The following is a 19,501-nucleotide window of genomic DNA, read 5'->3' on the forward strand; positions in this document are numbered from 1 at the left end:
TTATAGGTGAGATGGACATTGAGTTTTTCGCTTTAGCCTATTTTCCTAAATACTTTGATCGAGCATTTGGCAAGTTTCACAAAGAGCTATTCACGGAATTAAGACATATGCTTGCAAATACAGGACTGATTACGGCTTTCAGCCTCCCTAGGAAGCATGGAAAGTCCACGATCAGTTCCTTTTTATTTCCGTTGTATGCGACTTTATATGATAAATCACAGTTTACACTGATCATATCTGCCACAGAGCAAATTGCTCTTCCGTTCCTCGATATGATCAAAGATGAACTGGAGACCAATACGATGCTGATTGAGGATTTCGGTATCCGTAAAGGGAGTCGCTGGAACAATAAAGAGATTTGGCTTAAGAGTAAAGGTGGACTGGACTCATGTATTATGATTCGTGGCATAGACGGTAGTTTGAGAGGTATTCACTATAAGCATCATCGTCCTACTTTGGTTCTAATGAATGATTTGCTCAAGGAGGACACGGCTCGATCCGAAGCTAAACGAGAACAAATTAAAAATACGTTTACGGATGTCATTTTGCCTATTGGCACAAGGGATACGAATATTTTGATCTGTGGAACCATTCTCAACGAAGAAGATATTATGGCTGATCTGCTCAAAGGGAAGATACCAGGTGTACGAAGTGTCCGTAAAGCAGCCGTGCTTCAATTTTCAGAACGGGATGATCTGTGGTCAGAGTGGGAACGAATGTATAATAACTTGCAAGACGAGGACAGGATCAATACGGCCTTGTTTTTTTTTATGGCGAATGAGGAGGAAATGCTAGAGGGTACAGAAATCCTGTGGAGCGAGTATTTGGACTATTATTATTTGATGTGCAAGAAGCAAGCTATGGGCGAGAAAAGTTTTTATAAAGAATTGCAAAATGATCCGCGTTCAACAGACGAATACATATTTCAGAATCTCATGTATTGGGACAGGTTGCCTGAGTTTGAGGACATGGAAATGGCGATGTACATTGATCCAGCAATTAAGACAGGGAAGAAAAATGACTATTCGGCTATTTCAATTATTGGGCAACACCGAAGGACGAAGCGAATGTATGTTATAAATGGAAATATTTACAAATTTCTGCCGGATGATTTATTCCAAGTGGTTATTGAGAAGTTGAAGCTTTACCCTGTAGATAAGATTGGTTTTGAGGTGAATCAGGCACAGAGTTATATGAAGCAAAAGTTTGAAGAAGAGCTATGGAAGGCGAATATACATACACCCGTGGAAAGTGTGCATTCCAAGGGGCAGAAGCATGAACGTATTATTAGCTTGGAGCCAGGAATCAAGAAGGGGCATATTCTGTTCAATTCGGGTAACCTCAGATATAACCATCAGGTGAGGGACTACAATCGAAATTGTACATACGACGATGCGCCAGACAGTTTATATGGAGCTGTTCAATTGATTCAGTCGGTCAAGAGTCTGAAATTTTATGATCGCAGTTTGTTATTTTGAGGCTTCTGCTAAAAAAATATTTACTGAATTACTCGTTAACTCAAATGGTAAGTACCCTAAATTACCATAAAGGTTGGATGTCAATTGTTTAGCACTTGGTGTTGCCGTTTGTTTAAAGCCATGCTCTTGTCCGTTTTTTTAAACCTTTATATAGGCAAGTGCATAGAATGAAAATAAACAATGAAATGCTGAGAGGAGAATGAATAGTGTACCGTAATTCATGCTATCCATATCAATGGCATACTCCAATGCATGACTATTGGAATAACATCCGTTGGAGTAATAATTGGAATTGTCATTATTATAATGGGATCAACACGAACTGGTATCCTTATAAATTAACAGATTATGGGCAAAGACCATTTGTAGTGAATATTGACCAAGCTACTAAGCAAAATAATACTTACCGCACTGCTTTGTGGACAGGGAAACACCTTCAAGTGACCCTAATGAGTATTAATGTTGGAGATGACATTGGTTTAGAAGTTCATCCCACAACGGATCAATTCATACGTATTGAAGAAGGTCAGGGACTTGTTCAGATGGGTGAAAGTAAAGATCATTTGAATTTTCAAGAAATGGCCTGTGGTGGCTATGCAATTATGGTACCTGCTGGAACATGGCACAATGTTACCAATACGGGGAATACCCCACTTAAAATATACGCTATCTATGCGCCGCCTGAGCATCCATATGGTACGGTTCATGTAACAAAAGCGGATGCCATGTCCGCTGAATAAAGCCAACATTATTAATGGATCAAGTAAATGAGGGTTGAAATGAATTACTAACGGTAAACATTAATTCAACAAGGGACTACCTTAGTAAAGGTGGTTCTTTTCTTTATTCAAGCAACAGTTACACTGCCCATTTTGAAAGGAAGAACCTATTTGCAAATAAACGAACAAATCATATTAGAGTGTCTAAATGAGCTCCAATCGGCTGCATTAGCCAAACAGAAATATGCAGATTACTACAATGGCCAACATGCCATTCTCAAGAACTATGCCATGCAAGAAAGCAGAAGCAATCAAAAGCTCATTTTCAATTTTCCACGTAAGTTCGTAGATAATGAAGTGGGCTATCTGCTCGGTAAGCCAGTAAACTATGTGTCCAAGTCAGATCAGGGTAAAGCCATACATAATATAGATGTACATATGAGTCATTGGGACAAAGAGCATAATCTACAGCTTCGGAAACAATCTGAAATCTTTGGTGAGAGCTTTGAGTTAAACTATATTGATTCGGGTGGCCAGTTTTCAGCCACAGTATTGTCTCCTTTGAATGCGTATGTGTTGGAAGATGGAACAGCAGAACGAAATGTATTACTAGGCTTACATAACCCGTCGATTCGATAAGCAAGTGTATTTGGACGTGTATACAGACTATGAAATTATATATTATACAATCGGCAGTGATAGTAGATCTAATCAGAGTAAGCAAAACCAATCACCTGAACTAAAATATATCGGCAAACACAATCACATTTTTGGAAGAGTACCACTTATCTCCTGTCCAGCCAATACGGAGAGAAAAAGTGGCTTCCATGATGTGATTTCTTTATTTGATGCCTATAGCGCATTGAATCCCGATTTGGTCAATGAAATCGCAGATCATCGCAATGCCTATCTCGTGATTGAGAATGCCAAGCTTGAAACTGAGGACTTATTGAATATGAAGAAGATGGGCATTATTCAAGTTCCGGCTGGGGGAAAGGTAAGCTGGCTTACGAAGGAGATTAACGATTCTTTTGTAAAGAACGAGCTGGATAATATTGAACGCAAAATCTTCGATATGATGGATCAGGTTAACTTCAATGAGAATTGGGCCAGTAATACGTCTTCCTTAGCTCTGAGAAACAAGCTGTTAAATTTGGAGAATCGAGTAGCGATGCGTGAAGCATTAATGGAAAAAGCGATCAAGCAGCGTTTACGGAATTTCTTTACGTTTCTGCACATTAAAGAAGGCGTGTAATATGATTTCCGTGATATCGCTGTGAAGTTTACTCGTAACTTGCCGACAGATTTGGTTGGGATGGCTGATGTGATTGTGAAACTGAAAGAAGTAGTCTCACAGGAAACACTGCTGACGTTGCTTCCGTTTGTAGAGAATCCCAAGCTGGAATTCAATAAATTTCTTTCGGAGCAGCAACGATTAGCAGATGTGAGTAAGGAGAAATCGAATGCAGAATAAAAATAGGTTCAAGCGGTTAGTTAAGAATAATTGTGCATGCTATCTTGGAGCGAAGCATGGTATCCCAAACTATTGCTGTTTACAGGATGGCCCATGTGTATTCTTTAGTCAAAATGATGCTCTGCCACGCTGTACATATTTTGAAAATGGAGTGCTGCCAACAGATGAGAAGCTGGAGCGAGAATATACGTCTGAACGGAATGTGGGGACTGAGTTTAAGACAGCGAAACCGAGGGTGAACTGTACACGTTGCGGAGAAACATTTTCAGCTAATTCGAATCGACAGAAATATTGTGAGAAATGCAGAGATAAGAATGCGAACGAAAAGTCGAAGTTACGGATGCGCCAGATGAGAAAAAGCAGGCTTGATGTTACGCTTTAGGCTATTCAAAAGCCATATAAACTAAGGGTGAAAAACAACTGTAAATGGTGAGGGAGTATGTTTGTACCTATTTCTCATTTTTGTGGTTTCTAATGCGTAACATCATTGTATCAGATATGACGTTAAACGAATTCAACATACATATGCGTGTTCGAAAGCTCGATGGTTTTGAGGTGAATCAGGCACAGAGCTATATAAGCAGAAATTTGAAGAAGAGTTATGGAAGGCGAAGATACATATACCCGTAGAAAGTGTACATTCCAAGGGGCAGAAGCATGAACGTATTATTAGCTTGGAGCCGGAAGTGAAGAAAGGTCATATTCTGTTCAATGCAGCGATATTCGATATAATAACCAGATAAAGGATTATAACCGAAACTGCCAATATGATGATGCGCCGGATAGTTTGTATGGGGCTGTTCGACTGATTCAGTCGGTCAAAAGTCTGAAATTTTATGATCGCAGTTTGTTGTTTTGAGGGTTCTGTTAAAACTCAATCTTTATTTTATCCAATCCGTTAAGCAAGTAGACAGATTAGTGCAAGCGTAGAGCCTGCCAAAATGTACAAAGACGTCTAACACTTATTTCGGGTGTTCGTGATGAAAATAGGAGGCGTTCAAGAATGAAAGAAAAAAATGTCAGGGGAATTAAGGTAACTGATTATCATGATATTTATTTGTTAAACCAAGACTTTAACCAAGATCTATATCTATTTTCTGAAGATAAAGTAAAAGAGAAGATTGAAATCATAACAAAGAAAACAAAAGATATGATCTTTGTTTGTGAAGGAAACAACGAGGTAATAGGATATATTCATGGGAGCCCGTATGAATTGCTTTTTTCTGACTCTTTAGTAAATATACTGGGATTTGTTGTAAAAGAAAAGTATAGAAATCAAGGTGTAGGTAGCATGTTGATTGAGCGTCTTGAACATTGGGGAAAGAGCCATGGATTTTCTGGGATTAAACTGTTATCCCACCCAAGTCGAATACATGCTCACAGTTTCTACGAACAACGTGGCTATATATTTACAAAGGACCAAAAAAATTTTATAAAAAAGTTCAAATAGTGCATATGTGGAACAAGAGCTCAATGAGCAACCAGAGCAAGGCCGCTGGCACAAACCAGCAGCCTCGTTACTGAGGGAACGGGCAGCATAGTAGAGTAAATTAGCGGGTTCAAAATGCTAACTCCTCAGCTAGGTTCCCCGAACCCATAATTTACAGATGAGACCCGCCACTTGCATCAATCAATTGACCGGTTACCCAACGGCTGTCCGATGAGGCAAGAAAGGCAGCAATATCTGCAACATCTTCAGGTTGCCCCCACCTTTTGAAGGTTGAAAGACCAGAGGCAAATTTCTGTCCATCGGGATCTTTTAACGTCTCGTCATTCATCTCTGTATTAATAATGCCAGGCTGGATGGCGTTTACCGTAATATTACGGCTCCCAAGTTGCTGAGCCAAGACGTACGTAAGTGTGTCGACTGCCCCCTTCGACATGCTGTAGGCAAAAACACTAGGGGAGGCCACTCGTGTAACAAACGATGAGATATTGATAATGCGGCCTCCATCTTTCAGACGCGGCAAAGCTTGCTGGGTAACAAAAAGCGGTGCTTTGACATTAATGTTCATGACTTCGTCAAAAGATTCTTCCGTCGTCTCTTCTATGGTTACAATTTGACCGATTCCAGCGTTATTGACGAGAATATCAAACCGATTATCGCCTGTACGTTCCCGAAGGGCTTCATCCAATGTCGCATATAAATCATGAATGCCGTTAAGGATACTTAAGTCGGTACCGATCGTGAAGGCGTTCCCTCCACTTTGCTCAATCTTATGAACTACCTCCTCTGCTTCATGCTGTCTTCTTCCATAGTGTACGGCGACGACGGCACCCTCCTGTGCCAGACGCAGCGCAATGCTGCGACCAATCCCTCGGCTTGCACCAGTTACTAAAGCGATTTTACCTTTTAACTTACTCATGCTTTCATCTCCTTGTTTGGAATTCATATTTAGTTATATCACGAGGTGATGTTTGAAATGTTGCTCTTTCATTCGGAATTCATGTTTGTCGTCAATGGGTCTACGGAAAACTAAACTAACGAAGAACGATAGTGCAATAAGGAACTACCTTATTAAAGGTAGTTCTTTTATTTTTATGTAAGCAAGTATATTTGGACGTGTATACCGACCATGAGATTCTACACTATACAATCGGCAGCGATACGGATTAACCCCCTAAGTTTGGACACTAACTCTCTCTTGCTCATCCAGACTTCGTTTTTGAAATTATACACGAACTTCTCGGATCGGAATCGGTTTTGTCTGGTTTTTCTCATAAAACTGAGACGGCGACAAATCGCAAATGCCGGAATGAATTCTTCGTTCATTATAAAAATGAATGAATTTAGTGACGGCTTCATAAGCTTCGCTGTACGTTTCAAAGTCGTAGCGAGCCAAGCATTCATCCTGCAATAACCTATGAAAAGATTCAATATGTGCGTTCATATTCGGTGTTCGTGGAGGAATGCGTTCATGCTCCACTCCAAAGCTTTTACAGGCAGCTTCAAACCCATGAGAAATAAACTGAGGGCCATTGTCTGAACGAATCACAGGTTTGGTTTGCACCTCAAATAATTGTCTCTTAAACAAGGCCGTTTGTAACGTTCGGATCACATCTTTGGCCTCGCACCGCAATCCTATATGGTAAGCAACCACAGAACGGTCGTAAACATCGAGGCAAGACTGAATGAAGAAAAATCGGTCTTCTCCTGCAATATAACCGTACTTAATGTCCGTCTCAAACCGTTGGTTCGAATTCGTAATCATCCGATTTCGTGCCAGTTTCCGTGGGTAAGATGAGTTCACTTTTCGCTGTGGTCGCAGGATGTTCAATTCTCTGCACAATCGGTAGACCTTCTTTTTGTTAATAATTAGGCCATCATCTCGGCGTAAAGCGACGGTTAATTTTCGGTATCCATACGCATGGCCGTCTGCAGAAATCAACTCCATAATCCGTTCCATAATCTGAGCATCCGGTACTTTTACGCCGTCCGAACGCAGCGAATATCCTGGCTTTTGTCGTCCCCCACTTGCTGTTTTCTCGATCAATTTTCTATTTTTATGGTAGTAGTAACTAGATCTCGGGATGTTGGCCAGTCGTAGCACAAGCGTGACGGCATATCCTTCACAAATGTAGTGTTCTGCTACTTCCACTTTTTCAGCAAATGAGGGTTCTTCTTTTTTATCAAGTCACGCAGTATCGCAATCTCTAGTGCCTGTTCACCCAGTAGTTTCTTCAATTGATCATTTTCTTGGGAAAGCACTTTGGAATCTAGTCCATGTATGGTTTCCAGTGAAGTTTCACCATATTTACCTTCTTCAAATTCCTTTACCCAACGGTGAAGCATATTGACGGCAATTTCATATCTCCGGGCTACAGCTGCCTTATTCCCGGTTTCGATGGCTTCCTTGACGATTTGGCATTTAAATTCTCTAGAATGTTTATTTCGTGTCATTTTCTCAGCCCCTTATCACTAGTAGTGTAATCCATATACACTCTTAGTGTCCAAGTTCACTAAGGGGCTAAAGAGTTATGTTCTCATTAATTCCTTGAGTGGAGCAATTGATACAATAGGTGTGGAGGTGAAACAATTCCTAGATCGTATTCGAAAAGGTGATGTCCCTTCACGAAATGAAGATTATGAACCATTGTATCAATTCCTTGAAAAAAGAGGGTATATTTACGAAAGCCGTGATTCCGAGTGGGCAAAGTTATTTGAAATACGAGACCACGTTTATCGGTTGCAAGATACCTCTGTTGCAGGGATTACTTTTAATGTATGTACGACTTATATGTGTAACTTGCGATGCCCGTACTGCTATCAAGGACATGAACTCCACGAAAAATCACATGCACTCACAATGACGGAAATAGACAAAATGTTTAAGGCAGTTGATGGGATCCTTGCAATGGAAAAAGAAAAAGGTCGTTATCAAAATGCAACACATCGTATGATGCTCTACGGAGGAGAACCTCTGTTGCCTACAACTCGCGAAACAGTTAGGGAAGTTGTGAGGAGAGCTGTCGATGGGTACGGTTTTAGAATATATGCCATTACCAACGGGACTTTTCTACATGACTATCTCGATTTTTTTGAACAGTATAAAGAAGAATGGGATTATTTCCAAATCTCTGTAGATGGGCCTAAGTCGATTCATGATCAGAGAAGGATTACAGCTGGCGGTCAAGGAACGTTTGATAGAATAGCTCGAAACATTGATATGGCATTAGAGCGCGGCTTTCGAATCGCATTGCGCACAAATATCAACAAGGATAATGTTGATCATCTAGAAGAGTTGGTCTCTTTTGTTGAACAGAAGGGCTGGCACGAGCACCCACTATTTTTCTGGCAGATATCCCCCGTTACTGACCACTATGGCGACAATTTACCTAACCACTTACCTGAACATAAACTACTAGTGGCTCTTTACGAGAAGTTTGGCGATTTGGAAGAGTTTCTGGAAAAGTACAGCGTCCAGCTTGGTACAGATTTAAGTATGAGAACTTCAAGAATTCGTCAGGCCATTACCTCCAAAGACTGGGTTATGAACAACCCTGGTGATAGTTGTATTTCTATACCTAACACACTTCCAATTTTTAAAGAATGTAGTGCAAGAGAACATCGTTTCTATGCCTTCGGTGCGGAAGGAGCGATTTACGCTTGCCCAGAATCTGTAGGACGTTCAGAGCTTGCTATTGGGACATTTTTTCCAGAGTTTGTGATTAATCCCATCAAACATAACATGTGGGAAAGGGATATAACAGATTCCGAACAATGCGGCACGTGTAGTGTTTCTCTATTCTGTGGCGGCGGGTGTGCCTACTCAAACTTGATGCGCAATGGGTCTATAACTAAGCCGCACTGTAACTACTCTCATCCAACCATTTCAACCTATGTGAAGCTGAATGAAGGCATCTTTTTACAGGTGCAACATAAGTAGACTTCAAATCCGGTTCATGTGAAGAGAAACTTTCATGAAAGGAGGTGAGAAATATGTCATTTAAAATTCATTCTGTTAATGAAAATACGAAGCTTTGGACTGAATTAGCAGACGAAATGGAAGTTTTAGAGAATCGCGATGAAATGTCTATTATCAATGCTGGTTCCTGTTGTTTCCAACCTTGGACTTGTTGCGTTAAAGTTAACTAGTACTTATTCGGCTATACACCAAGTTTAATGCATCAAAATATCTTGATATGGAATATCAAGAACTTTGTTGTGTGAACAGGAATTTTAGAAGGCTTAAATTCTTGTGAAAATCAGGAACTGATTTCGGTGCTGCTTTTATCAACGAAGAAACTCCACTTTTATGTGGAGTTTCTATCCTGCTTTGGGGTGAAAATGTGGATAGGAAAATTAGCAATCCTCATGCTCTTTGGGATGGGATTTTGTTTGCTTTTGAACTTTTACCAAGTGCAAACGGCAGATATGATGGGGGCATTTGGAACTTTTAGTGGAGTTGGAATGTCACTCATTCTTCTTCTCTTATCTATTTTATTCCATGAGTTTGGGCATGTAGTGGCAGCATACCGGTATGGTATTCGTCCACGTGATATTGGGATAGGTTTGTATATGTTGGTGCCTGTGATGTTTGTAGATCTTAGTGAAGCGTGGAAATTACCCCGAAAGCAGAGGGTTGTAATAGATTTTGCAGGTATATATTTCTAATTAATAATGATATCCAGTCTTGCAATTTGGTATAGTTAAACCTAAACCCCATCCTACGTTATGATGGTTTTTGGGCATTGAATGATGCAATTGGTATTTACAATGTTCATACCAGAGCCTTTACCTTACTTAAAACTGGAATAAAGGGATATCTACTGCGTCATCAGGAGTCGAGGGGAGCTTTTCACAAGAGCATAAGAATGATGGAGAAAAAGCTTCGTTCTGTCCTACTTTTCTACTTTTCACTTTATATCCTTATGGCAACAGCAGTGATTGCATATATTTTGTATACGATGATCCATACATTACTAGCAGTACGTCCGTTGACTTTGGAAAGTACCAAAGGATTATGGATGCTTGTGTTGGTGATCCTCGTACAGCTGGTTTTGAACATGAGCTATCGCCTTATACAAAAGAAAAAACAAATAAAACAAATAAAACAAATAAAACAAATGATGAAGGAGGGATAATCTTTGTCTCAAGTAATTGTTGAAGTAAGAAATATCCGAAAAGAGTATCAAACAGAGTCAGGTACCTTACAAGTTTTAAAAGGGGTTAATACAGACATTCGTAAAGGTGAGGTTGTCAGTATTATGGGACCAAGCGGAAGTGGAAAGTCTACTTTGCTTGGTATTTTAGGAACCTTGGATACACCAACTTCTGGTCAATTAATGATTGACGGTGATGAGGTTACTGGTTTGACTGAGAGCCAGCTCACTGAGTATCGCGCAAAAAAGATTGGCTTTGTCTTTCAGGCTTACAATTTGATCTCCACCATGACTGCCAAAGAAAATGTAATGCTTTCCTTAATGTCTGCAAAAGGAAAAAGTAATTCCAAGATGGAACAAAAAGCGCTTGAGCTGCTGGATTTGGTAGGAATGAAAGAACGTTGTAATCATCTGCCAGGTCAACTGTCGGGAGGACAACAACAAAGGGTAGCCATTGTCAGAGCTCTTGCCAATCATCCATCCATCATCATTGCCGATGAGCCGACAGGAAATCTTGATTCGACGACCGGCAAACTCATTCTTGATCTTATATGTAGTCTCCGAGATAAAGTAGGCACAACATTTGTCGTAGCAACACATGATCCAAACGTTGCCGAAGTTTCAGATCGAGTACTGCACATTTTAGATGGGCAAATCCAAGAGAATTAAGTAAAGGTTGTGAAGCTTCCATGTTGTGGATATCTTCTTTTCGGAGTTTATTTCGAAATAAGTTAAGAACTTTTTTTACGATGACAAGTATAGCCATAGGAGTAGCGAGTTTTTTCTGTATGTCTATGCTTTCTGAACTTGTACCGCAGGCAGTACATGAATCCTCCAAGAAAGTCTTAGGGGGAGATATCGAAATTCAAGCTTATATGAAACCTACTACTCTGACAGATTTGGAAAAAGTGATACCTGATCACGCAAGAAAAAACATGACGATAGGGTATGTTACAAACACGATGATCAAATCAGACCACAAAATAACGAATGCTTTTGTGAAAGGGATTGATCCCAAACAGTATCCTCTCTATGGAGAAGATATGCTTCCAGGTGTCCGCTCGTTACGCGAAAACGAGGTCTTGATCACAAAAAATCTCGCAAATCGCTTACAAGTGCAAGAAGGGGATAACATCTCACTTCCAAATAAACAGGGCGAGCTTAATACTTTTCAAATTCGTGGATTGGTAGAAAAGGCCCAAGAGTCATATGGAGATTCAATGATTTTTGGCATGATCTATATGGGTTACAATCAGTTGATACAATTGCAGAACTTAACACCAGGTATCACAAATGAAGCGTGGGTCACTCTTACGAACAACGAAGAAATCGGTCAGATACGGAAAAATACAACTACTGCCATCGAAGGAAGTAATGTATTGGATTCAGGTGACAAAGAGAAAAAGATGCTAATCGACGTCCGCTCTTTGTTGCTATTTTTGCGTGTGTTCAGTCTTATTACACTTGCTATAGCCGGTATGACTACCTTTAATACAATGACGATCATGATGTCTACTCGTATCAGAGAAGTAGCCGTGATGAAAGCCATTGGTCTCAAAAACAGCTTCATCATGTACAGTTTTGCTGTCGAGGCATTTTTAATCGGGCTACTTGGAACAATGGGAGGAATTCTGGTTGGAGAACTTGCCAGTGTGTGGTTTTCTTCCTACATGGGTGCTGTTCTTGTCTTGCCTCTTCATTGGGAATTTAGTTGGCAAGCGATTGTCTCCACTTTGCCAGTAGGTATTTTAGTAACTATTATTGCAGCTTGGATGCCGTTACGTAGCGTATCACATATGTCTCCTTTACAGTTACTTCGTGGAACAGAGCCTATAGGTGAGGGGAAATTACCTTTTTTTAAAAAGCTACAGACCCTTTTCTTTGCAAGCGTAGTGGTTGGTTTCTATTTGCAGGATGTCATGTTTGATTCAGTTGGTTCTTTTCAAATATCTAATTTGCTTCTCGCTTCATTAACGTCCATGGTGATCTTATTGTTGATAATTGGACTAATCAATGTAACTTCTTGGATCTTTGGATTACTCTTTCGGCTTTTGGGGAGAGGAAAATCACTTTTCTCTCAACCTATCTATTTAGCTTTACATAACTTATCGATGGCACACAAAAGGAATGGTCTATTATCAGTAACATTGACCGTTGGTGTGCTATCTGTCGTTCTAAGTCATGTACTTACAGATAATCTTATCCAAGTGATTCAAATGCAAATGGAAGTCCAATCCAAAGGAAATGTGTTGCTCACTTCCTCTGCGAGTGACGTAAAAGTAGTTGAGCATTTACTGAGCACAACTGACGGAGTCATCTCCTATAAAAAAGGATATAAACAAGAAACGCAGTTGTTACAGATAAACGATCAAAGTGCGATTGAGAAACTGAAAAGTCTAGGGCGAACCAGTAAAGTGTTCGAAAATATGAAATTTTCTACAGAAGCTGTGGACTTACAAGAAAAAAACCATTCGTATAAAATCTCCTCTGGTCGTGACTTTACTCCGGAAGACAACGGTGCTCTACACGCCTTGTTAATTGAAGACTTCCAAACAGAATTAGGAGTCAAACAAGGGGATACTCTTAAAGTTAACTTGGACCAAAAAACGATGAATGTAAAGGTCATTGGCTTTTTCGAATCCAATTTATTTAAGACGGCAGAGATACGCCTTCCTGAACAAACCATGCAGAAGTACGGTCAATCAACGAGTGTTTCTTACTATGTTGACGCAAATGCAGGTAAGATTCAAGACATCTTGGATTTGCTCAACCAAAAGCTGCCTAAATCTGCAATGGCTTATTCCATCAAGCAAACCGTGGCAGAGAGTTTACAAAATGTAGTAGATACATTTAGTAATTTTTTTTCTATCGTCTCTTTACTTGCTTTTTTAACTTCTGGATTAATGATTGGGAATCAAGTGGTGATCTCACTTTTACAACAAAAACGAGATGTTGCCATTATGAAAACCGTGGGTGTCTCTACAAGAAAACTAATTTCCTCTATTTTAACTGAAAAAGCGATTCTTTCTTTTGTAGCAGGTGTCGTAGCATCTGGTTTGGCGTTGATTTTCTCTTTCGTCATACTGCTTTCCGTGTTCCATGTATCGCTCATGTTAATGAATGCTTATTGGGTAGTAATCGGCATTGGGATGTCGATGCTTGTTACCTTGCTCGTTTCATTATTGGCATCTTTGCAGTCTATGGCAGCAAAACCAATTGAAATGCTACGTTAGGAGAGTGTTATTATGTCAAAGGCTCCTTCTCAGATCCCGACAAATCAAATACCCAACCGTCTAACAGGTTGGGTTCAGCCCTTCACCTTGCTGGTTCTATTTATTTATATCGCCGCACTGGTTGTAATGGGTGTTCTCACAGATGAATGGATATCTCATCCTGTATACGCTATTGGCGTAATTTTACCCGGTGTTGTAGTGTTTGTTTGGTCACGGGCTTATCAACTTGAAACTACATCCGTACAGATATCGAATGAAGAAGTAAAAGTGAGCCTCATCTGGTATGTGATCGTATTGATCATCTACAGTGTTGTTTTGGGCAACGAGGATTTACGCGTTTTAATTAATGAGGAAACAAACTGGATAACATTGGTCATTGTACCGCTTATTTTGATTCAGTCAGCGCGAGGGAAAGCAAGGTGGAACGTTTAGAGAGTTACTGAGTTCAGTGGGATTAACGCGTCAGGGATTGGGAAAAACGATAACGCTAGCTGTAGTTACATGCGTTTTGCTTATACCAATTATTCTCTATTCCCTTAGCGAAGAACAACTTTCCAAAGTGATGACTGTTTTCCAGAAACCTGATCAAGCAGTCCTTTTTTATCCATTAAGCTTAGTAATGGCTTTTCTCCTTCCCGGCTTTACAGAGGAAGTAATGTTTCGAGGCATTCTGCAATCTCGATTATCAAGTTTCACAAGGTCTGAGGTGAACGGTTTATTCTTAGCCTCTCTACTGTTTGCTATCTATCATGTACCGTATGCCTACTTCCTTACTTCATGGGCTACGCACGGAAACCTAACTTGGTCACTATCTACAGTTTTGACAGAGCGGTTTATCACAGGATTGTTGATGGGTTTGATCTGGATGCGTACAAAAAATCTAGCAGGGCCCATGATCGTTCATGCTTTTATGGATAGCTTTATTATTCTTGCTAGTTTTGTAAAATAGGAAGTATGAGTTAAAGAAACAGAATACAATATTGAGCTAACAGGTTTTGATTGGTCTGAAGCGGAGAAGTTGCTGGATACATTACACGAAGAAAATGTGGATGAAGCATTACCTGAACATCCGATCACTCGTAAAGGTGACATCTAGCTACTTGGGGAGCATAGGCTCATATGCGGAGACTCGACTAATCCTTAGGATATCGCAACATTGATGAATGGTAAGAAGGCTCAGCTTATTGTGACTGATCCACCCTACAATGTGGACTATACAGGTAGACTAAGGATGCTTTGAAAATTGAGAACGATTTTATCGAAGCTGGATTCAAACTGGCACAGTGCTGTATATGGGCTAAACAAGCCATGGTTATGGGTAGACAAGATTATCACTGGATGCACGAACCCGTATTGTCGGAGATGCCAGAAGATAAAAACATGAGGCTGAGAAAAAGCTGTGTAAGTGATAGTGAAAGACGATTGTTACCAGGATAAACAAGGGATAAAAGGGATGTGATTATAACAACAGCAGCACATGAAAATTTAAGAATTTGATATATATTCATTTTTTTGAGCCATAGGTTTGCTCCCCCTTCCCATTTAGTTTATTATGCGGTGAAATCCTATTATACAGTATTATGCAACTATTTAGTTAGAAATGGTAAGCAATATGTTTTTCAAGAAGTCGTTGTTGAGGTTGGGCAAGGGGAAAAGTGAATATTGATTCGATTCCTAAAGGGCATGCAAGTCGAAAAAGTGAACGTGCTAGGGGCAGGATATTCCCGTATGGGTACGTGAAGGAGCTACGCCAGTTCATCCCTGAGCTGCCTTTAAATTGCGCAAGCTCAGTACATAAGATAAGTTATTTGAGTGGACTTTGCCCCACATCAACGCTATGATGTGACACAGAAGCAGAATCCTGGACAAGGAATTATTTTGCACATACAAATGAACCTGAACGCGTTACTTATATCGCTGTAGATGGCTTGGCGCCGATTGGAATGGTCAGGGTAAATCATGCTCATACAGGTCTGGCCGTCATTCATGATTTCTGTGTACTTCCAGCCTACCAGGGCAAAGGATATGGCCGTGACCGAATGATTCGGCTGCCTTTTCCCGCTAAAGACCAGAATAGTATAGTGCAAAGTGGATAATAAATGGACAAAAGTAGAGACTAAAAGGGACAACCCACGGGAATACCACAACATAAGAAGGAGACATTATGACGGAGAAAAAAGAAATAAAAGATACAGGGTGGAACTTCGACAACAGTTATTCTCGTCTGCCGGAATCATTATTTACAAGACTCAACCCAACTCCTGTTCGTTCACCGAAGCTGATCATGCTTAATCATCCGTTGGCAGCATCACTGGGGTTGAACGGTGCGGCGCTACAACGGAATGATGGTGTAGAAGTGCTGGCTGGCAACCAGGCTCCCGAAGGTGCTGCGCCTCTTGCTCAAGCTTATGCAGGACATCAATTTGGACATTTTAACATGTTAGGAGACGGTCGTGCTCTGCTGCTTGGCGAACAGATTACTCCCTTGGGGGAGCGGGTTGATATCCAGCTCAAGGGCTCAGGCAGAACGCCATACTCTCGCCGTGGCGATGGCCGGGCGGCACTTGGGCCGATGCTTCGTGAATACATCATCAGTGAAGCGATGCATGGGCTAGGTATTGCTACCACCCGCAGCTTGGCCGTAACTACAACAGGGGAGTCGATCATCCGGGAAACGGAGCAGCCCGGTGCTATTCTGACTCGTGTAGCTGCCAGTCATCTTCGTGTCGGCACCTTTCAATTCGTGGCAGCATGGGACACTACCCAGAATCTCCGGATTTTGGCTGATTACACATTGGAAAGACATTATCCGGAAGTTGCTGCTGCGAACAACCGCTACCTGTCCCTGCTCCAGGGAGTGATCAAGCGCCAGGCCGAGCTAATTGCCAAATGGCAGCTCGTTGGTTTTATTCACGGGGTAATGAACACCGACAATATGACCCTTAGCGGAGAAACCATTGATTATGGTCCTTGCGCCTTCATGGATGCCTATGACCCTGAGACGGTATTCAGTTCCATTGACATTCAGGGCCGTTACGCTTATGTCAATCAGCCGCGTATTGCTGCATGGAATCTCGCAAGATTTGCTGAGACCCTGTTGCCGTTGCTGCATGAAAACACGGAGCAGGCTATCAAACTGGCCGAGGATGCGATTGCAGATTTTTCAGAGTTGTTTCACCGTCATTGGCTTGCCGGAATGAGAGCGAAGTTGGGAATCTTAAACGAAGAGCCGCAGGATGAATCGCTCATTCAAGACCTGCTTGGTATAATGCAAAAGCATCGTGCGGATTACACTAATACGTTCCGTGCTTTAACTTTGGACGAGCTGGAGGATACGGTCCTGTTCGGCACTGCGGATTTTACCCAGTGGCATGAGCAATGGCAGGCGAGGCTGGGCAGACAGCAGGAATCGCAAGCCACCTGGCGCCAACTAATGCGCAGCAGCAATCCTGCCATAATTCCGCGCAATCACCGGGTAGAAGAAGCACTGGAGGCTGCGGTGGAACGAGAAGACTACCAGGTGATGGAGCAGCTTCTGGAAGTTCTTTCGAACCCTTACGCTTATTCTGACGAACAGGCTATTTACTCTACATTGCCTGAGAAATCCAACTGCTCATACCGAACCTTTTGCGGTACCTGATATGATGTCAGCCATTTGAAGATAACCTATTCATGCGCTGGTGGAGAAGATAGCTATTCTCTCACCAGCGCATTTTTGCATTATCCTGAAAAGTGGTGAATTGCAGCTATTAATCAAGTTCCTGACCGTCATTTTCGATTTGAATATGCCCGCAATACAGACACTGATGAGTACAGTTCTGCGTAAGCGCGGGCTGGCCTTCGATTTTCATGTCACTTTTCCCGCTCAGCCAAGGCATCGTGAGGACAGGAATGCACGGGGCTTTTTTCACCCCATAAATATCGACCATCTGACTGGCTTGAACAGCAGGATTGAGTGGACTGGAGCAATTTCCAAAAGTTTTGATGTTAACCCCTGGCACGTAATCTCCAATATTCATCTGTGCTTTATTTTTGATATACACCCCGTGGCTAAAAGGGCGCTTTAATCGGGTAGGCTGTGTACCGTAGCTACAGCTTAAAATTGCACCTGCGACGACGTAGCTTTTTTTCGCGCCTGTTCCAGGCTGCACATTCGCTTCTCCCATCTGAATTATTCCTCCTTTGCTGCCATCTCTAATTTTTGCACCCGAATACCTGTAAATGGACGGCGCAGCAGACTTTCTGCCACAGCGAGATCAATATAGATATAAGCTTCCATTAAACCGGCAATCCGAAATATAGAGGGCTTGATTTTTTCGTGTCTAAGCACCAAATGCTTTAGGGTATGGTCGGGATACCACTCGGTTCTTGAGGAAAGACAATCTACCACAGGGGGGCGCAGTACCCAATACACATCCTGCCTGGCTTGCTGAAAATCAGTAAGTATAGCTGCCTTCCATTCCAGTCCCGGCATATGTTTCTCCAACAGTGCTTTCATCGAATCTGACACCAGAGGCAAAGGAAACTCCAGAAAATCCGGATATACGGTTCGTGAATCTGTATGTACAGCTAAAAACAGGGGAGTGTCCTCCGCCTGAGTTCTGCGATCCGAAAGGATATCCTCTACCTGCAACGGAGACAGGGAAGCAGGCTCTACCCGATGCTTGACACGTTCATCCACCATAAGTCGAAAATATCTCATTGCATCCAGCCTCCTTTACCCACCGTATCTGTCACCTCTGTAGCCGTGGGATGAGCAGGGGAGGCAGGGAGCATTTCTTCAGCAGCAAGGCCAATAGCTTCGTGAAGCTGTTGTTCCGTAAAGCTTACCCTGCTGACCTTTGCTCCAGTAAAATCAGCTTTTGCTAAACAAGCACCTGTAAACGAAGCGCCAGTCATATCGGCTCCCACAAAGCAGGCGTCTGTCAGATCTACTCCGATAAATGAAGCTCCTTGCAGTGAGCTATCCTTGAAAACTGCCCCCTGAAGCTGAGCATGTTGAAAGCTGGCTCCCTGTAAGCTCGCTCTTGTAAAATTTACTCCATCCCATCCTAATGGCTCCCAATCCAGCCAAGCATCTGAACCATCATATCCACGATTCCCTGAAACGGCGTCCAGTACAGCCTCTTGCAGGGAGCAATCGCTAAAATCGGCTCCATAAAGCAGGCTGTATGAAAAGTCGGTTCCTTCCAGCTGAGCCTCTTGCCACACGGTTCCTGCGAGAATGCAGCTATGCAGTCGACTATGCTTCATCCTGATCTGGCGAAAGGCTGTATAGCGAAAATCCAAGGAGCTGTAATCTCCACCAGATAGATCAACTTGGCTCAAAGATTGGTAGCTATAGGACGATTCCTCTTTTTCCTCCAGCCAAGACTTTATGACGTTCGCATCCATTGGTCCTCGATCTTCCCGGTACACGGACACACTGTAATCCATATACTCTCCAACACGAATCTCGAATGCTTCTTCACGATCCAGCGTCTGAAACTCTGGTAAAGCAACGGCTTGCTTCATAGCCTGTCGTATGAGACTAACGATCATCGTATGAAGATATCCCGCTGCTTCCAGCATGAACTGTTCTAATTCAAGCTCGGCAAGAGGTAGCTGCCGCTTCAATGCTTCGGTCAAAAGTTGTTCACGTAAATGAGTCCAATAGGAAAAGACCCAACCTGCATCATACTCCAACGAAATGGGTACAGCATCAAGCATCCATAAGGCATCCGTAGTCTCGACCAGATAAACAGGCTTTTGCTCAAGCCATGTGGTACGCAGCATGGAATAGGTGATGTAACCGAGGCTGCCTTTAAGACCTTCTAGCTGCTTTTGCCGAACCAACTGACAAAAGGTACAAAAATGTTCCACTATATGCTGTAGTCGTTGGCCTTGTGTAGCTCTACATTTCAATGCCCATTCTTGGCGAATGAGAGACCATGCCTGAAGAAGAATCGCTTGTTGCTGATCTAACGTATCTGTTTGCTTTTCCATTTTTAATCA

Annotated in this window: 20 protein-coding genes and 1 pseudogene; 15 read left to right on the forward strand and 6 right to left on the reverse strand. The window is 41.9% G+C overall.

The annotated features are described in order from the left end of the window. Positions 1-11 precede the first annotated feature (11 nt). From terL to GCU48_RS15220, 5 genes and pseudogenes are all read left to right on the forward strand, one after another. Positions 12-1,478 (forward strand): phage terminase large subunit, encoded by a 1,467-nt coding sequence (gene terL / locus GCU48_RS15195; protein WP_244315702.1) that lies wholly within the window; start codon positions 12-14, stop codon positions 1,476-1,478. A gap of 206 nt (positions 1,479-1,684) precedes the next feature. After that, positions 1,685-2,218: a cupin domain-containing protein gene (locus tag GCU48_RS15200; RefSeq protein WP_025717280.1), complete on the forward strand. Its 534-nt coding sequence runs from the start codon at positions 1,685-1,687 to the stop codon at positions 2,216-2,218. 150 nt (positions 2,219-2,368) lie between these two features. After that, positions 2,369-2,836, forward strand: a complete 468-nt coding sequence (locus GCU48_RS28660; RefSeq protein ID WP_280116405.1) for a phage portal protein — start codon at positions 2,369-2,371, stop codon at positions 2,834-2,836. 16 nt (positions 2,837-2,852) lie between these two features. Beyond that, positions 2,853-3,671, forward strand: a pseudogene (locus GCU48_RS15205) (phage portal protein). A gap of 1,003 nt (positions 3,672-4,674) precedes the next feature. Further along, positions 4,675-5,121 (forward strand): GNAT family N-acetyltransferase, encoded by a 447-nt coding sequence (locus GCU48_RS15220; protein WP_152380555.1) that lies wholly within the window; start codon positions 4,675-4,677, stop codon positions 5,119-5,121. 151 nt (positions 5,122-5,272) lie between these two features. Here GCU48_RS15220 and GCU48_RS15225 read toward each other — a convergent pair whose 3' ends face one another. The 3 genes from GCU48_RS15225 to GCU48_RS15235 form a co-directional block, all read right to left on the reverse strand. Then, on the reverse strand, positions 5,273-6,037 hold the full coding sequence (locus tag GCU48_RS15225) for an SDR family oxidoreductase (protein WP_152380556.1): 765 nt from the start codon (positions 6,035-6,037) through the stop codon (positions 5,273-5,275). 306 nt (positions 6,038-6,343) lie between these two features. Then, positions 6,344-7,222, reverse strand: coding sequence for an IS3 family transposase (locus GCU48_RS15230; protein WP_208811837.1), 879 nt, complete (start codon positions 7,220-7,222; stop codon positions 6,344-6,346). Positions 7,223-7,260: 38 nt separating this feature from the next. Then, positions 7,261-7,572: a transposase gene (locus GCU48_RS15235; protein WP_152380558.1), complete on the reverse strand. Its 312-nt coding sequence runs from the start codon at positions 7,570-7,572 to the stop codon at positions 7,261-7,263. Positions 7,573-7,699: 127 nt separating this feature from the next. Between GCU48_RS15235 and GCU48_RS15240 the strand changes: the two genes are divergently transcribed. The 10 genes from GCU48_RS15240 (at position 7,700) to GCU48_RS15285 (ending at position 17,147) form a co-directional block, all read left to right on the forward strand. Then, positions 7,700-9,058: a radical SAM/SPASM domain-containing protein gene (locus tag GCU48_RS15240; RefSeq protein ID WP_244315704.1), complete on the forward strand. Its 1,359-nt coding sequence runs from the start codon at positions 7,700-7,702 to the stop codon at positions 9,056-9,058. 53 nt (positions 9,059-9,111) lie between these two features. Beyond that, positions 9,112-9,267 carry a hypothetical protein gene (locus GCU48_RS26990; protein ID WP_167518609.1) on the forward strand — a complete coding sequence of 52 codons (156 nt, stop codon included), beginning with the start codon at positions 9,112-9,114 and terminating at the stop codon, positions 9,265-9,267. A 126-nt stretch (positions 9,268-9,393) separates the two neighbouring features. Then, complete coding sequence (locus tag GCU48_RS15245) at positions 9,394-9,786, forward strand: site-2 protease family protein (RefSeq protein WP_152380560.1); 393 nt, start codon at positions 9,394-9,396, stop codon at positions 9,784-9,786. 77 nt (positions 9,787-9,863) lie between these two features. After that, a complete protein-coding gene (locus GCU48_RS15250) occupies positions 9,864-10,256 on the forward strand; it encodes a hypothetical protein (RefSeq protein ID WP_152380561.1) in 393 nt (130 codons plus the stop codon). A 3-nt stretch (positions 10,257-10,259) separates the two neighbouring features. Further along, positions 10,260-10,943, forward strand: a complete 684-nt coding sequence (locus tag GCU48_RS15255) for an ABC transporter ATP-binding protein (protein ID WP_025716532.1) — start codon at positions 10,260-10,262, stop codon at positions 10,941-10,943. A gap of 119 nt (positions 10,944-11,062) precedes the next feature. Further along, positions 11,063-13,507, forward strand: a complete 2,445-nt coding sequence (locus GCU48_RS15260; protein WP_244315705.1) for an ABC transporter permease — start codon at positions 11,063-11,065, stop codon at positions 13,505-13,507. Between the two features lie 12 nt (positions 13,508-13,519). Continuing rightward, positions 13,520-13,939 carry a hypothetical protein gene (locus GCU48_RS15265; protein WP_152380563.1) on the forward strand — a complete coding sequence of 140 codons (420 nt, stop codon included), beginning with the start codon at positions 13,520-13,522 and terminating at the stop codon, positions 13,937-13,939. A gap of 16 nt (positions 13,940-13,955) precedes the next feature. Further along, complete coding sequence (locus GCU48_RS15270) at positions 13,956-14,456, forward strand: CPBP family intramembrane glutamic endopeptidase (RefSeq protein ID WP_152380564.1); 501 nt, start codon at positions 13,956-13,958, stop codon at positions 14,454-14,456. A gap of 979 nt (positions 14,457-15,435) precedes the next feature. Then, positions 15,436-15,603, forward strand: coding sequence for a GNAT family N-acetyltransferase (locus GCU48_RS29255; protein WP_425280852.1), 168 nt, complete (start codon positions 15,436-15,438; stop codon positions 15,601-15,603). A gap of 68 nt (positions 15,604-15,671) precedes the next feature. Further along, positions 15,672-17,147, forward strand: coding sequence for a protein adenylyltransferase SelO (locus GCU48_RS15285; RefSeq protein ID WP_152380565.1), 1,476 nt, complete (start codon positions 15,672-15,674; stop codon positions 17,145-17,147). Between the two features lie 109 nt (positions 17,148-17,256). On the opposite strand, the gene GCU48_RS15290 is transcribed toward GCU48_RS15285, so the two are convergent. From GCU48_RS15290 to GCU48_RS15300, 3 genes are read right to left on the reverse strand one after another with little or no spacing between them, the layout of a single operon-like run. Continuing rightward, a complete protein-coding gene (locus GCU48_RS15290; RefSeq protein ID WP_152380566.1) occupies positions 17,257-17,673 on the reverse strand; it encodes a DUF4280 domain-containing protein in 417 nt (138 codons plus the stop codon). Positions 17,674-17,678: 5 nt separating this feature from the next. Then, positions 17,679-18,209 (reverse strand): hypothetical protein, encoded by a 531-nt coding sequence (locus tag GCU48_RS15295; protein WP_208811839.1) that lies wholly within the window; start codon positions 18,207-18,209, stop codon positions 17,679-17,681. Then, complete coding sequence (locus GCU48_RS15300) at positions 18,206-19,492, reverse strand: pentapeptide repeat-containing protein (RefSeq protein ID WP_152380567.1); 1,287 nt, start codon at positions 19,490-19,492, stop codon at positions 18,206-18,208. Before GCU48_RS15300 ends, GCU48_RS15295 begins: the two co-directional genes overlap by 4 nt. Positions 19,493-19,501 lie beyond the last annotated feature (9 nt).

The organism is Paenibacillus brasilensis (assembly GCF_009363115.1).
GTDB lineage: Bacteria > Bacillota > Bacilli > Paenibacillales > Paenibacillaceae > Paenibacillus > Paenibacillus brasilensis.

Bases quoted from the DNA above. Each gene is read 5' to 3' on its own strand.
- terL (WP_244315702.1), top strand. From the start codon at position 12: ATGGACATTGAGTTTTTCGCTTTAGCCTATTTTCCTAAATACTTTGAT.
- GCU48_RS15220 (WP_152380555.1), top strand. From the start codon at position 4,675: ATGAAAGAAAAAAATGTCAGGGGAATTAAGGTAACTGATTATCATGAT.
- GCU48_RS15225 (WP_152380556.1), bottom strand. From the start codon at position 6,037: ATGAGTAAGTTAAAAGGTAAAATCGCTTTAGTAACTGGTGCAAGCCGA.
- GCU48_RS15235 (WP_152380558.1), bottom strand. From the start codon at position 7,572: ATGACACGAAATAAACATTCTAGAGAATTTAAATGCCAAATCGTCAAG.
- GCU48_RS26990 (WP_167518609.1), top strand. From the start codon at position 9,112: ATGTCATTTAAAATTCATTCTGTTAATGAAAATACGAAGCTTTGGACT.
- GCU48_RS15260 (WP_244315705.1), top strand. From the start codon at position 11,063: ATGTCTATGCTTTCTGAACTTGTACCGCAGGCAGTACATGAATCCTCC.
- GCU48_RS15265 (WP_152380563.1), top strand. From the start codon at position 13,520: ATGTCAAAGGCTCCTTCTCAGATCCCGACAAATCAAATACCCAACCGT.
- GCU48_RS15285 (WP_152380565.1), top strand. From the start codon at position 15,672: ATGACGGAGAAAAAAGAAATAAAAGATACAGGGTGGAACTTCGACAAC.
- GCU48_RS15290 (WP_152380566.1), bottom strand. From the start codon at position 17,673: ATGGGAGAAGCGAATGTGCAGCCTGGAACAGGCGCGAAAAAAAGCTAC.
- GCU48_RS15295 (WP_208811839.1), bottom strand. From the start codon at position 18,209: ATGAGATATTTTCGACTTATGGTGGATGAACGTGTCAAGCATCGGGTA.
- GCU48_RS15300 (WP_152380567.1), bottom strand. From the start codon at position 19,492: ATGGAAAAGCAAACAGATACGTTAGATCAGCAACAAGCGATTCTTCTT.